We start from the raw sequence: 13083 nt of genomic DNA, 5'->3' as shown, positions 1-13083 counted from the left end.
GTGCCCTGTTCTCTCGTAAAACCGACGCATGACCGCCGCCTGCTTCGACCTGCAGCTTGCAGCTAAAAGCTCGCAACTGCTCCTAATCCTTTGGCCCTGAAGCCCTCATTCCGTTAAGATAGCCCGCTTTTTCAAGGTGGGAGTCAGGCAGCATGGCGCAGCAGTATCAACCGGGGCAACGCTGGATCAGTGACAGCGAAGCAGAGCTTGGTTTAGGCACCGTTCTGGCACAGGACGGCCGCTTGTTGACCGTGCTTTACCCGGCCACTGGCGAAACCCGCCAGTACGCGCTACGGAATGCGCCCCTGACCCGCGTGCGATTCTCGCCGGGCGACAGCATCACCCACTTCGAAGGCTGGAAGATGACCGTGCAGCAAGTCGACGATGTCGACGGGCTGATGGTCTATCACGGTCTCAATGGGCAGAACGAAGCCGTCACCCTGCCGGAAACCCAGCTGTCGAACTTCATTCAGTTCCGTCTGGCCAGCGACCGTCTGTTCGCCGGGCAGATCGACCCGCTGGCGTGGTTCTCGCTGCGCTACAACACCCTCGAACACACCAGCCGCCAGTTGCAATCTTCGCTCTGGGGCCTGGGTGGCGTGCGTGCGCAACCGATCGCGCACCAATTGCACATCGCCCGTGAAGTTGCCGACCGCATTGCACCACGCGTACTGCTGGCGGACGAAGTGGGTCTGGGTAAAACCATCGAAGCCGGTCTGGTGATCCATCGCCAACTGCTCTCGGGCCGCGCCAACCGCGTGCTGATCCTCGTCCCGGAAAACCTCCAGCACCAATGGCTGGTGGAGATGCGCCGCCGCTTCAACCTGCAGGTTGCGCTGTTCGACGAAGAACGCTTCATCGAAAGCGATGCCGCCAACCCGTTCGAAGACACCCAACTGGCGCTGGTTGCACTGGAGTGGCTGGTCGACGACGAGAAGGCGCAAGACGCACTGTTCGCTGCCGGTTGGGATCTGTTGGTAGTCGACGAAGCGCACCACCTGGTCTGGCACGAAGAAAAGGCCAGCGCCGAATACTCGCTGGTCGAACAACTCGCCGAAGTCATCCCGGGCGTGCTGCTGCTCACCGCCACCCCGGAACAACTCGGCCAGGACAGCCACTTCGCCCGTCTGCGTCTGCTCGATCCAAACCGTTTCCATGACCTGGCCGCCTTCCGCGCCGAGAGCGACAACTATCGCCCGGTGGCCGAAGCCGTTCAGGAGCTGCTCGACAAGGGCCGTCTCTCGGCCAAAGCGCACAAAACCATTCAGGGTTTCCTCGGCAACGAAGGCGAAGCGCTGCTGACCGCGGTCAACGATGGCGACACCGAAGCCAGCGCGCGCCTCGTGCGTGAACTGCTTGATCGCCACGGCACTGGCCGCGTGCTGTTCCGTAACACCCGCGCCGCCGTGCAGGGCTTCCCGGAACGCAAACTGCACCCGTACCCGCTGCCATGCCCGGACGAATACCTCGAACTGCCGCTGGGCGAACACGCCGAGCTGTACCCGGAAGTCAGCTTCCAGGCGCAACCGGACGCCAGCGAAGAAGAGCGCTGGTGGAAATTCGACCCACGCGTCGAGTGGCTGATCGATCAGCTGAAAATGCTCAAGCGCACCAAAGTGCTGGTGATCTGCGCCCACGCCGAAACCGCGATGGACCTGGAAGATGCCCTGCGCGTGCGTTCCGGCATCCCGGCCACGGTGTTCCATGAAGGCATGAACATCCTTGAGCGTGACCGCGCCGCCGCGTACTTCGCCGACGAAGAGTTCGGCGCACAAGTGCTGATCTGCTCGGAAATCGGCAGTGAAGGTCGCAACTTCCAGTTCGCTCACCACCTGGTGCTGTTCGATCTGCCGTCGCACCCGGACCTGCTCGAGCAGCGAATCGGTCGTCTCGACCGGATCGGCCAGAAGCACATCATCGAACTGCACGTGCCGTACCTGGAAACCAGCCCGCAAGAGCGCCTGTTCCAGTGGTACCACGAAGCACTGAACGCGTTCCTCAACACCTGCCCGACCGGCAACGCCTTGCAGCATCAGTTCGGCCCGCGCCTGCTGCCGTTGCTCGAAGAAGCCGACGACAGCGAGTGGCAAGCGCTGATCGACGAAGCGCGCAGCGAGCGTGAGCGTCTGGAAGCCGAGCTGCACACCGGTCGTGACCGTCTGCTGGAACTCAACTCCGGCGGCGCCGGCGAAGGTGAAGCGCTGGTCGAGGACATCCTCGAGCAAGACGATCAGTTCGCCCTGCCGATCTACATGGAAACCCTGTTCGACGCGTTCGGCATCGACAGCGAAGACCATTCGGAAAACGCCCTGATCCTCAAGCCGAGCGAGAAGATGCTCGACGCCAGTTTCCCTCTGGGCGACGACGAAGGCGTGACCATCACCTACGACCGCAACCAGGCGCTGTCGCGCGAAGACATGCAGTTCATCACCTGGGAACACCCGATGGTGCAGGGCGGCATGGACCTGGTGCTGTCCGGTTCGATGGGCAACACCGCCGTCGCGCTGATCAAGAACAAGGCGTTGAAACCGGGCACCGTGCTGCTTGAGCTGCTGTATGTCAGCGAAGTGGTGGCGCCGCGTTCGCTGCAACTGGGCCGTTACCTGCCGCCAGCTGCTCTGCGCTGCCTGCTCGATGCCAATGGCAACGATCTGTCGCCACGCGTCTCGTTCGAAACGCTGAACGATCAACTGGAAAGCGTGCCACGCGCCAGCGCCAACAAGTTCATCCAGGCCCAGCGCGATCAGCTGACGCCACGGATCAACGCCGGTGAAGACAAGATCGCCCCGCGTCACGCCGAGCGCGTGGCCGAGGCCCGTCGCCGTCTGGCGGCCGACACCGACGAAGAACTGGCGCGCCTGACCGCGTTGCAAGCGGTCAACCCGACCGTGCGTGACAGCGAACTGGTGGCGTTGCGTGAACAACGTGAGCAGGGTCTGGCGATGCTGGATAAAGCGGCGTTGCGACTGGAAGCGATTCGGGTGTTGGTGGCGGGCTAAACCGCCCCGCTCCAGCGCTGAAAACAGAAAGGCCCGCAGCGATGCGGGCCTTTTTTGTTTGCCGTAGATCGTTCCCACGCTCTGCGTGGGAATGCCTCAGGGGACGCTCCGCGTTCCAGCTCCGGAAAGGGACGCAGAGCGTCCCGGGCTGCGTTCCCACGCAGAGCGTGGGAACGATCATCATGCCGTCGCCGCAGCAACCTCTGGCTCAACCACCGCAACCAACCCCTCCTTCATCCGCTGCGCATCGCGCACAAAACACCGCGCCGCCAGAAACAGAAAGACCATGGTCAAAAACAGCGCCACCGGAATCAGGTACATCGCATCATGCAGCCCGACTGCCTTGAACGCCTCGGTCATCTGCTCAGCCCCCGCCGCCGCCATCGCGGTATGCGCAAAATGATCCGACAAGCCCCCCACCACCACCGGCCCCAAGCCACCGCCGAGCAGATACAACCCGGCAAAGAACAACGCCATCGCCGTCGCCCGCAAACGTGGTTCGACCACATCCTGAATCGCCGTGTAAACGCAGGTGTAGAAGTTGTAGGCAAACAGCCAACCAACACTGAACACCGCGACAAACACACCAATCTCGATCCGCCCCGAATGCAACGCCCACGCCGTGCACAACGTCGAAATAATCAGACTGAACGCGGCGAACAACAACCGCCCGTTGGCCACGCGCTGGTGAATCTTGTCAGCAATCCAGCCACCCAGGGTCAAGCCGACCAGCCCGGTCACACCAACAATGATCCCGGTCGCCACCGCCGCTTCCTGCAACGGCATGAGGAAATAGCGTTGCAGCATCGGCACCAGAAACGAGTTGCAGGCGTACGTCGCGAAGTTGAAACACAACCCGGCCATCACCAGCCAAAGAAAAGTCGGCACCGCCAGAATCCGGCGGATCGGCTTGTCGACTTTCTCTTGCGAAACCTGAACGGTTTCCGCCGCCCCGCGCTTCGGCTCTTTGATAAAGAACATGAAAATCGCCAGAAGCAGACCCGGCACCGCTGCAATAAAGAACGGCGCACGCCAGCTGTCGAAAGCCTTGACCATCCAGCCGATGGTGAAGAAAGCCAGCAACAGGCCCAGCGGCAGACCGAGCATGAAAATGCCCATCGCCCGCGCCCGACGATGCGCCGGAAACAAGTCACCGATCAATGAGTTGGCCGCCGGCGCATAACTGGCTTCGCCGATGCCGATGCCCATGCGCACGATCAGGAAGCTCCAGAAACTGCCGACCAGACCGTTGACCGCCGTCAGCGCACTCCACGTTGCCAGGCCCCAGCCCATCAGTTTACTGCGCGAACCGGTATCGGCCATGCGCCCCAAGGGCAGGCCGGCAATGGCATAAACGATGGTGAATGCGGTACCGACGATACCCAGTTGAAAGTCACTGAGGTGCCATTCCATACGGATTGGTTCGATGATGATCGCCGGAATGGTGCGGTCGAAGAAGTTGAACAGGTTGGCGAGGAACAGCAGGAACAGAATGCGCCAGGCATTCGCCGCTTGGGTCGAGTTCTGCATGGGTCCGTCTCTTTATTGTTATGGGGCTTCACTGCCAACGCATCCGAGCCCGGAACCTGCAATCTAGTCAGCCGCGCCGAGGCTGTCTGTGATCATTCGTCTGCCTGATATCGGCCCATGGCACTGTAACGAAACGTAAGCCCTTGATAAGCCTGCAATCCCCCGAAAACCGGGGCTTTTGCGGCAAAACCTTGCCACAAAAAAATAGTTTCACGCCCCCCTTCCCAAGTCTGCGGCAAAGCCTAGAATGGCCGCCGGATCCGTCCGGATCTCCCGATCAATCCCTTTGATACCCTCGCCCATGTCTGAAGTCAGTCCGTGTCTGAATTGCGGTGCCTGCTGTTCCCATTTTCGCGTGTCTTTCTTTTGGGGTGAGTGCTCATCTTCCGGCGGCACGGTGCCTGATGAACTGGTCACGCAGATCAGTCCCAGCCGGGTGGCGATGAACGGCACCGACTGCAAATCGCCGCGCTGCACGGCGTTGGTCGGCGAAGTCGGCAGCGAGGTGAAGTGCTCGATTTATGAATTGCGCTCCAGCCCCTGCCGTGAATTCGAATCGTCATGGGAAAACGGCGAACAGAATGTCGATTGCGATAAGGCCCGCGCGCGTTTCGGCTTGCCGCCGCTGCAACCGGACTGGGCGCAAATCCCTTTCGAGCAGATCGCTTGAGCCTTTAGCGCCAATCGCTATGACGCTAATGCCGAAATCATTAGCGCCAATGTGCCACTACCCCTTACACGGCTAAAACCGCCTCTATACTCCAGTCATTCGCCTGCGTTCACCGCGCAGTCAGGACGACTTCAGAGACGGGGCATGCTATGGAGTGGCTTGGTTTGCAGTTTGTTACCGAGCTGCCGGAGAGCGGGCAGGTCATTCTCGATTGCAGTCACAACCCTTTCCTGGTGATGGTTGCGTACCTGGTCGCCTGCGCAGCCAGTTTCGCCACTCTGGATATGGCCGAGCGCGTTGTAAATGCCGAAGATCCGGGGTCGCGACGGATCTGGCGCTGGATCGGCGCGACCTGCCTTGCAGGCGGCATCTGGGCCATGCATTTCATCGGCATGCTGGCTTTCCAGACACCGATCGACATTCAGTACGACCTTGGCATCACCCTTTTCTCGTTGCTGATCGCCCTGCTCGCCTCTTGGCTGGCCATGCAAACCCTTAGCGAAGCGCAGCCGAGTGCATTGCATTGCTTGAAAACCGCGTTTGTCATCGGCCTGGGCATCGCCGGCATGCATTACGTTGGCATGGCGGCGATGAAGTCGAGCGCCACCGCCTACTATCAGCCAGGACTGTTCGCGCTGTCTGTGGCGATCGCCATCGGCGCCAGTTTCGCAGCGCTGTGGGTGGCCCGCTATCTCAGCGAAGGCAGCGGCGTCGCGCATCAGTTGCTCAAGTACAGCGCTGCGCTGATTCTCGGCGCCGGCATCATCAGCATGCATTTCACCGGCATGGCTGCGCTGGATCTGGTTCTTCCCGAGGGAGGCCTGACAGCGAGCGGCGGCGATAACGGGCATCTGCAACTGGGCCTGACCGTGGCGCTGATCATCCTGCTGATCCTTGGCAGTGCGATCAGTGCGGCGCTGGCCGATAAAAAACTGCAGAACAAGGAAGAAGACCTGCGCCGCGTCAACGCCCTGCTCAGCCAGCTCGATCAGGCGCGCATGTCGCTGCAACAAGCGGCCAACTACGACGCCCTGACCAACCTGATCAACCGCCGCGGGTTCAACCAGATCTTCGCCGAGAAACTCTGCCAGAAAGCCGCCGAGGGCGGCATGCTCGCGGTGATGTTTCTCGACATCGACCACTTCAAGCGGATCAACGACAGCCTCGGTCACGACGCTGGTGACGAACTGCTCAAGGTGATCGCCCAGCACATCAAAGGCTCGGTGCGCAGCCATGAAGACGTGGTCGCGCGTTTCGGCGGCGACGAGTTCTGCATCCTCATCAACCTGCGTGACCGCGAAGAAGCCCGCAATATGGCGCAGCGCATCATGCTCAAGATGAAAGAGCCGATCGAACTGGCCGGACGTCGCATGGTGATGACCACCAGCATCGGCATCAGTCTGTTTCCGGAGGACGGCAGCACCTGCGAGGAGCTGCTCAAACACGCCGATCTGGCGCTGTATCAATCCAAAGGCGCGGGGCGCAACGGCCTGCACTTTTTCAGTTCCAACCTCAAGACCCGCGCCAGCTTCGAGCTGCAACTGGAAGAAGAACTGCGCCATGCCCTGCGCGAAGAAAACGGTCTGACGCTCTATTACCAACCGATTTTTGAACTGAAAACCGGCCGTGTCACCAAGCTCGAAGCGCTGATCCGCTGGCAACATCCGCTGCACGGTTTGCTGACCCCGGATCGCTTTATCACCATCGCCGAAAACAATGGCCTGATCGCCGAACTGGACAACTGGGTGCTGCGCCGCGCCTGCAAGGATCTGGGCGAATTGTCGCGGCATGGCTGCGAAGAACTGAAAATCGCCTGGAACTGCTCGCCACTCAACCTCACCCGAGATGAACTGGCCAACGAAATCGAACAGGCATTGCGCAGCGCCGGGGTGGCGCCGGAACGGCTGGAACTGGAAGTCACCGAAAATGCGCTGATGGGCAACATTGCCAACACCCTGGTGCTGCTGCGACAGATTCGTGCGCTCGGTGTGTCGCTGTCGATCGACGACTTCGGCACCGGCTACTCGTCGCTGGCCTACCTCAAGCGCCTGCCGCTCAACACCCTGAAGATCGACCGCTCGTTCATCCTCGACATTCCCACGGCAACCGCCGACATGGAGATCGTCCAAGCGATCATCGTCATGGCCCACACCCTGCATTTGCAGGTGGTGACCGAAGGCGTGGAAAGCCTGGAGCAGTACGAATTCCTCGAACGCTCGGGCTGCGATTTCATTCAGGGTTACCTGCTCAGCCGTCCGGTGCCGCTGGACGAATTGCGTCCGGTGCTGGAAGAAATCAATCAGCGCAAACATTCACACGCGGTCAATCCGTTGATTCTGGCGCGCGGTACATTTGCACCAGTGTCGCTGGATCCTGCGCCAAAAAGCCCTGCGCCCCATGCAGGCGCATCAGTTGTGCGGCCAATCCGCTGATCGGCGTCGCCGAACCCTGTTCGCGGGAGAATTTGACGGCGGTGTCGAGATCCTTCAGCAGTGTGCGCACGTGCCATTTGATCGGTTCGAAACGGCTTTCGGCCATTTGCGGGGCGAGGATCTGCAACGGTTTCGAATCGGCAAAACCGCCGGCCAGCGCCTCGGCGATCAGGCTCGCATCGACCCCGGCCTGCTCCGCCAGCGCCACCACTTCGGCAATCACCAGCGCGTTGCAGGCGACAATCATCTGGTTGCAGGCCTTGGTCACCTGCCCCGCGCCGATGCCGCCCATGTGCGTGACGCGTTGACCGAGGTTGAGCAGCACCGCACGTACACGCTGAAGATCTGCCGCTTCGCCGCCGACCATGATCGCCAGACTGCCCGCCTCGGCACCGACCACGCCGCCGGACACCGGTGAGTCCAGCCAGGCCATGCCGGTTTTCTCCGCAAGCGTCGCCGCCATTTCGCGAGTGGCCGTCGGTTCAAGGCTGGAAAAATCCACCAGCAAATGGCCGCTTTTCGCGCCTTCGGCGATACCGCCCGCGCCAAACACCACCTCGCGAACCACCGCCGTATCGGCCAGACACAACATCACCACGTCGGCGTATTCGCACAATTCAGCAGCGGTCGCCACCTGCCGGGCACCGGCCTCGACCAGTGGCGCGCACTTGGCCGGGTTGCGATTCCACACGGTCAGCGGGTAACCCGCGGCCAACAAACGGCGGCACATAGGCAGGCCCATCAGACCGATTCCGGCGAACCCCAACGAAGGTAGCGTTGACATCATTTTGCCTCTTTTCGATTAAAGATCGCCGAATAATGGCCGATTCATCAACGATCAGGAAAGGATTCCCCCCAGCGACAGTCAGGCCAAAAACCTGATGCTCGGGCTCAATTCGCGCAATTAAAAGACGCGAGATCTTATTCCGTGAGGTTCGTAGGCAAAGGCCAGCGAGCCAACCAGTCCAGGTATATGGCGCACAATGACTTCTAAAAATAATCCCGCCACTGCGGTATCCGATCTGACTTTGAGCCCCGCCGCCAACAGCCCGTCATCGTCGAAGCCATTGGTCCCGTCGCGCCCGCTGTCGACTCAGCAGTACCTGTACTTCACTGAAACCAATACCGACCGCATCCTCGACAACCTCGACGGCCTGCGTGATCTGGTGTTCCCGCGCCCACCGCACCTGGAAGGCGACAACGAACAGCACAACGACCAGGAATTCCCCTCGGTGTGCCTGATCGGCCTCGGTCGTTGCGGCTCGAACATCGCCCTCGACGTCGCGGAGCTGGTGTACAACGCGCGCAAGTTCTACCTCAACGAATTCAACAACGAAGACCGCGCGGCGGATCGCCGACTGGCCGACAAGGGTTACAGCCCGGCGCAGTGGATCAAGAACAACCTGCGCATCGGCCCGAACAAATCGACCAAACCGGTGTTTCTGGTCGAACCGCTGGTGATGCTCGGCGACCTCGACAAGGACATCGCCGGGCGTATCCGTTTCTCGCGCAAGGGCGAGAAAAGCGGCTTCCTGCGCGACTACAGCAAAATGAAGATCATGGACTTGTCCGAAGTCCACGCCGGTGGCGCCGGTAACGCGCCGATCCTCGGCCAGTACCTGGCGAAGATCATCCTCAACAAGGACACCCAGCGCTTCTCCAGCCCTGACTGGAAAATGATTCACTCGTACCTGATCGACAGCTGCGGCATCAAGGCCAACCAGTCGCGTCTGTATTTCTCGATCTTCAGTGCCGGCGGCGGTACCGGTTCCGGCATGGCTTCGGAATTCGGTCTGGCCCAGCAGCACTCGTACATGAACAAGACGTTCGACACCAAGCCGATGGACGAGCATGACGGCAAGAGCGGTCATTCGTTCGTGTTCGAACCGATCTTCACCAGCGGCATCTGCGTGCTACCGAACATTTCCGACCACCGCAGCGAAATGTCCGAGGCGCTGCACATCAACGCCGGTCGCCTGCTGTGCAAATACCTCTCGGAAGAATGGGATTTCTCCTACAACTTCGCCAATGAAGACAGCAGCGAAGCCAGCGTCATGGGTCGTATCCGCCCATGGAATGCGATGATGCTGATCTCCAACGACATCATGCGTTACGCCGAAGAGAGCGATGACGGCAACATCCAGAACATTGATGTCAATGCGATGGAAAAGCACGCCAACCAGTACATCTCGCAGCAGATCTTCAACATTCTCACGGCGCAGGCAGTCACCACCGACTACGACCAGAACTACTTCCGCCGCGCCGGCATCGACATCGGCGAAACCATTCGCCTCGACGCCAACGACTTGTTCATGAGTCTGGCCGGCCCGGTGGCGATTGCCTACGCCGAATCGGTGGTGCCGGAAACTCCGCCGCCGAGCAGCGACAAGTTCAAGGTGTTCGACAAAGAGCCGCAGCGCCTGAACATCGACGATCTGTTCTTCCGCTCGATCGACCTGCCGCACTTCAACAAAGTGACGCAGGCGATTGAAGGCATCAGTCTTTTGCCGATCGAGTCCAAGCGTTATCGCGCATCGCTGGAGCAGTACAAGAATTCCGGTTACGACGCCGCCGCGCTGCACGACCTGCACTTCTTCAAGAACTGCTCGTCGGTGGTCTCGATCGTTTCGCTGCCGAAAGACTACAAGCTGTCGTACATGGACCTGAACCGGTTGAAGACCCACCTCAACAGCCTGTTCCCCAACACCACGCTCAAGCGTTACGCACTGGTAATCGGCGCCTCGGCCAACCTGTCGCTGACCACGTTGATCGCCAAGAGCCCGTGCCTGTCGGATGACTTCCTGACCTTGATAGTGGCGTTCATCAAACGCTGCTTCGCGAAAAACCCGTACCGTTTCGACGAGACCCTGGACAACTCGATCCTTGATTTCATCATCAACGAGGAGTTCGACGAAGACCGCATTGATGACCTGCTCAACGAATTCGAGAACCCGGCGAAGATCCTCGACACCAACTGGTACGCGATCAAACCGATGTACGAGAAGAAGTACCGCGAGCTGATCAACGACAAAGAGAAATTTGTCTCGATCAATGACATTCGTTTGTCGCGCGATTGTGTGAAGAAGTCGATCAAGTACCTGCGCGAGATCTACCGTCACCGGATTGGCAAGACCAAGGTTATTTCCCTGAATAACCATACCGGCAAGTCGTTCTCGGTCTGATCCGCAACCGAGTCGCCCCATTCGCGAGCAGGCTCGCTCCCACAGGGGAATGCATTCCAAATGTGGGAGCGAGCCTGCTCGCGAAGAGGCCTTCAAATTCACTGAAGATTTCAGCCTTTCCAATATCCAGAAACAATTAAGCAGCCGTTAGGCTGCTTACTAAACTGTTCCCGTTACGTTTACGTCACCGTGAGGCCACCATCGCTTGTGGTGTTTCTCTACGGCAACGTGCCATCACGCTACTCCGCTACACACTTTTCGCTGATGACCGGCCGCACCATCAAGGTGCGACGTCAGCAGGAACTGCCCTTTCCTGGACCAGAATCCACGGACGAACTACCACTGCCCACATCTCGGGATCGCGTTCAAAAAGATCCAGCGCCCGCGTTTCAGAGAGCTTGGCGAGTTTGTCTTCGGCCAGCCAGGCAGCCACTTTCTCGCCATCATCGGACGCCACAGCCTCGGCAGCAGCGATCAAATCGAGCGCAGGGTCGACCCACAATAGGGCACCCTTGGCAAAGAACGGCTCCAACTCTTTCCAGGTAATAGATGCGGTTTCACCAAGCAGCTTGGCATAGAGGGTGCTAGGTTCTTGATTCATGGGTGCTGTCCGGAAAAGAAATCGACGCGAATGATAACGTCGGTGGTCCGCCAGAAAAACCCGGTTGCAAAAGGCTGCACCGAACGAAAAGAGCAGGAACGCCAAGGAATGCTGATGATTGGGCTATATGCCCACGAACACCCCGCCGCGATTCTGTCTTTTTCATTCAAAAATGCGACACCCCCAGGTTTTGCCCCTCGGCGCCCGCTTCCCAGGCTGACAACCGGCGCTCTACACTGTACCGGTACAGTTGCCGGGGGCATTTCCGGAGGGTATCGCAAAGATATCTGACCCGGTTCTGCTGCTACGGCGCCAGAACTCAAAAAAATTACAACAGTAAGAGTGGAGCACTATGACTAAGGCTACTAAGCAGATTTCCAAACTGTTTGCCGCTATGGTTCTGGCCGGGGTTGCCAGCCATTCGTTCGCAGCTGACACCATCAAAATCGGTATCGCCGGTCCTAAAACCGGTCCAGTAGCCCAATACGGCGACATGCAGTTCAGTGGCGCGAAAATGGCCATCGAGCAGATCAACGCCAAGGGCGGCGTCGACGGCAAGAAGCTCGAAGCCGTTGAATACGACGATGCCTGCGATCCAAAACAAGCCGTAGCCGTAGCGAACAAGGTCGTCAACGACGGCGTCAAGTTCGTGGTCGGTCACCTGTGCTCCAGCTCCACTCAACCTGCTTCGGACATCTACGAAGACGAAGGCGTGATCATGATCACCCCGGCTGCTACCAGCCCGGACATCACCGCCCGTGGTTACAAAATGATCTTCCGTACTATCGGTCTCGACAGCGCCCAGGGCCCTGCCGCCGGTAACTACATTGCCGATCACGTCAAACCGAAAATCGTCGGCGTACTGCACGACAAACAGCAGTACGGTGAAGGCATCGCCACCGCGGTGAAATCGACTCTCGAGAAGAAAGGCACCAAGGTTGCCGTGTTCGAAGGCGTCAACGCCGGCGACAAAGACTTCTCGGCGATCATCGCCAAACTTAAACAAGCCAACGTCGACTTCGTTTACTACGGCGGCTACCACCCGGAGCTGGGTCTGATCCTGCGTCAAGCCCAGGAAAAAGGCCTGAAAGCCAAGTTCATGGGTCCGGAAGGCGTGGGTAACGACTCGATCACCCAGATCGCCAAAGACGCAGCCGAAGGCCTGCTGGTGACCCTGCCGAAATCCTTCGACCAGGATCCAGCCAACATCGCCCTGGCCGATGCATTCAAGGCGAAGAAAGAAGATCCGAGCGGTCCGTTCGTGTTCCCGTCCTACTCGGCGGTTGAAGTGATTGCCGAAGGCATCAAGGCAGCCAAGTCCGAAGACGCGACCAAAGTGGCTGAAGCCATTCACGCCGGTACCTTCAAGACCCCGACTGGCGACCTGAGCTTCGACGCCAAGGGCGACCTGAAAGACTTCAAATTCGTGGTTTACGAGTGGCACAACGGCAAACCTAAAACTGAAGTTTCGCCTCAGTAAGGCGCTGCCTGACTGACTGCCAATAAAGCCCACGGCGTGCCGTGGGCTTTGTTTTACGAATGTATTGGGCCGCGCTGGCGTGATCCGCCAGTCTCCCCACCTGAAAATCTCAAAACCGTCATCAGCGGTTCGCTGGCAAAACCCGGATTCGAAGTGGATATAGATCCACGGGGCCGGGCGGGAAAATGA

General features: G+C 59.4%; 8 protein-coding genes. 5 read left to right on the top strand and 3 right to left on the bottom strand.

Annotated elements, in window-relative coordinates; genetic code table 11:
- Positions 1-152: 152 nt before the first annotated feature.
- Positions 153-2999 (top strand): RNA polymerase-associated protein RapA, encoded by a 2847-nt coding sequence (gene rapA / locus HU718_RS07495; RefSeq protein ID WP_137217599.1) that lies wholly within the window; start codon positions 153-155, stop codon positions 2997-2999.
- 180 nt (positions 3000-3179) lie between these two features.
- Here rapA and HU718_RS07490 read toward each other — a convergent pair whose 3' ends face one another.
- Positions 3180-4529, bottom strand: coding sequence for a spinster family MFS transporter (locus HU718_RS07490; RefSeq protein WP_186612606.1), 1350 nt, complete (start codon positions 4527-4529; stop codon positions 3180-3182).
- 301 nt (positions 4530-4830) lie between these two features.
- Between HU718_RS07490 and HU718_RS07485 the strand changes: the two genes are divergently transcribed.
- Both HU718_RS07485 and HU718_RS07480 read left to right on the top strand, forming a co-directional pair.
- Positions 4831-5199, top strand: coding sequence for a YkgJ family cysteine cluster protein (locus HU718_RS07485; RefSeq protein ID WP_007918504.1), 369 nt, complete (start codon positions 4831-4833; stop codon positions 5197-5199).
- A gap of 149 nt (positions 5200-5348) precedes the next feature.
- The gene (locus HU718_RS07480; protein WP_186612604.1) at positions 5349-7631 is read left to right on the top strand and encodes a putative bifunctional diguanylate cyclase/phosphodiesterase; all 2283 of its coding nucleotides are present in this window, start codon (positions 5349-5351) and stop codon (positions 7629-7631) included.
- Here the strand turns inward: HU718_RS07480 and HU718_RS07475 are convergent.
- Positions 7522-8418 carry an NAD(P)-dependent oxidoreductase gene (locus HU718_RS07475; protein ID WP_186612602.1) on the bottom strand — a complete coding sequence of 299 codons (897 nt, stop codon included), beginning with the start codon at positions 8416-8418 and terminating at the stop codon, positions 7522-7524. The genes HU718_RS07480 and HU718_RS07475 overlap by 110 nt on opposite strands.
- Positions 8419-8614: 196 nt before the next feature.
- Here HU718_RS07475 and HU718_RS07470 point away from each other — a divergent pair, with 196 nt between their 5' ends.
- Complete coding sequence (locus HU718_RS07470; RefSeq protein ID WP_007918508.1) at positions 8615-10813, top strand: hypothetical protein; 2199 nt, start codon at positions 8615-8617, stop codon at positions 10811-10813.
- Positions 10814-11093: 280 nt separating this feature from the next.
- Here HU718_RS07470 and HU718_RS07465 read toward each other — a convergent pair whose 3' ends face one another.
- Positions 11094-11414, bottom strand: a complete 321-nt coding sequence (locus HU718_RS07465) for a DUF2288 domain-containing protein (protein WP_150706160.1) — start codon at positions 11412-11414, stop codon at positions 11094-11096.
- A gap of 352 nt (positions 11415-11766) precedes the next feature.
- Between HU718_RS07465 and HU718_RS07460 the strand changes: the two genes are divergently transcribed.
- A complete protein-coding gene (locus HU718_RS07460; protein WP_016986598.1) occupies positions 11767-12894 on the top strand; it encodes a branched-chain amino acid ABC transporter substrate-binding protein in 1128 nt (375 codons plus the stop codon).
- The last annotated feature ends 189 nt before the right edge of the window (positions 12895-13083 follow it).

Origin of the sequence: Pseudomonas tensinigenes, assembly GCF_014268445.2 — a bacterium.
Lineage (GTDB): Bacteria > Pseudomonadota > Gammaproteobacteria > Pseudomonadales > Pseudomonadaceae > Aquipseudomonas > Aquipseudomonas tensinigenes.
Note: the sequence above shows the minus strand (reverse complement) of the source record. Positions and strands in the feature narration are given on the sequence as shown.

What these genes read in the sequence shown, in the direction of transcription:
- HU718_RS07475 (WP_186612602.1), bottom strand. Translation starts at nt 8,418, where the DNA reads ATGATGTCAACGCTACCTTCGTTGGGGTTCGCCGGAATCGGTCTGATG.
- HU718_RS07460 (WP_016986598.1), top strand. Translation starts at nt 11,767, where the DNA reads ATGACTAAGGCTACTAAGCAGATTTCCAAACTGTTTGCCGCTATGGTT.
- rapA (WP_137217599.1), top strand. Translation starts at nt 153, where the DNA reads ATGGCGCAGCAGTATCAACCGGGGCAACGCTGGATCAGTGACAGCGAA.
- HU718_RS07485 (WP_007918504.1), top strand. Translation starts at nt 4,831, where the DNA reads ATGTCTGAAGTCAGTCCGTGTCTGAATTGCGGTGCCTGCTGTTCCCAT.
- HU718_RS07470 (WP_007918508.1), top strand. Translation starts at nt 8,615, where the DNA reads ATGACTTCTAAAAATAATCCCGCCACTGCGGTATCCGATCTGACTTTG.
- HU718_RS07480 (WP_186612604.1), top strand. Translation starts at nt 5,349, where the DNA reads ATGGAGTGGCTTGGTTTGCAGTTTGTTACCGAGCTGCCGGAGAGCGGG.
- HU718_RS07490 (WP_186612606.1), bottom strand. Translation starts at nt 4,529, where the DNA reads ATGCAGAACTCGACCCAAGCGGCGAATGCCTGGCGCATTCTGTTCCTG.
- HU718_RS07465 (WP_150706160.1), bottom strand. Translation starts at nt 11,414, where the DNA reads ATGAATCAAGAACCTAGCACCCTCTATGCCAAGCTGCTTGGTGAAACC.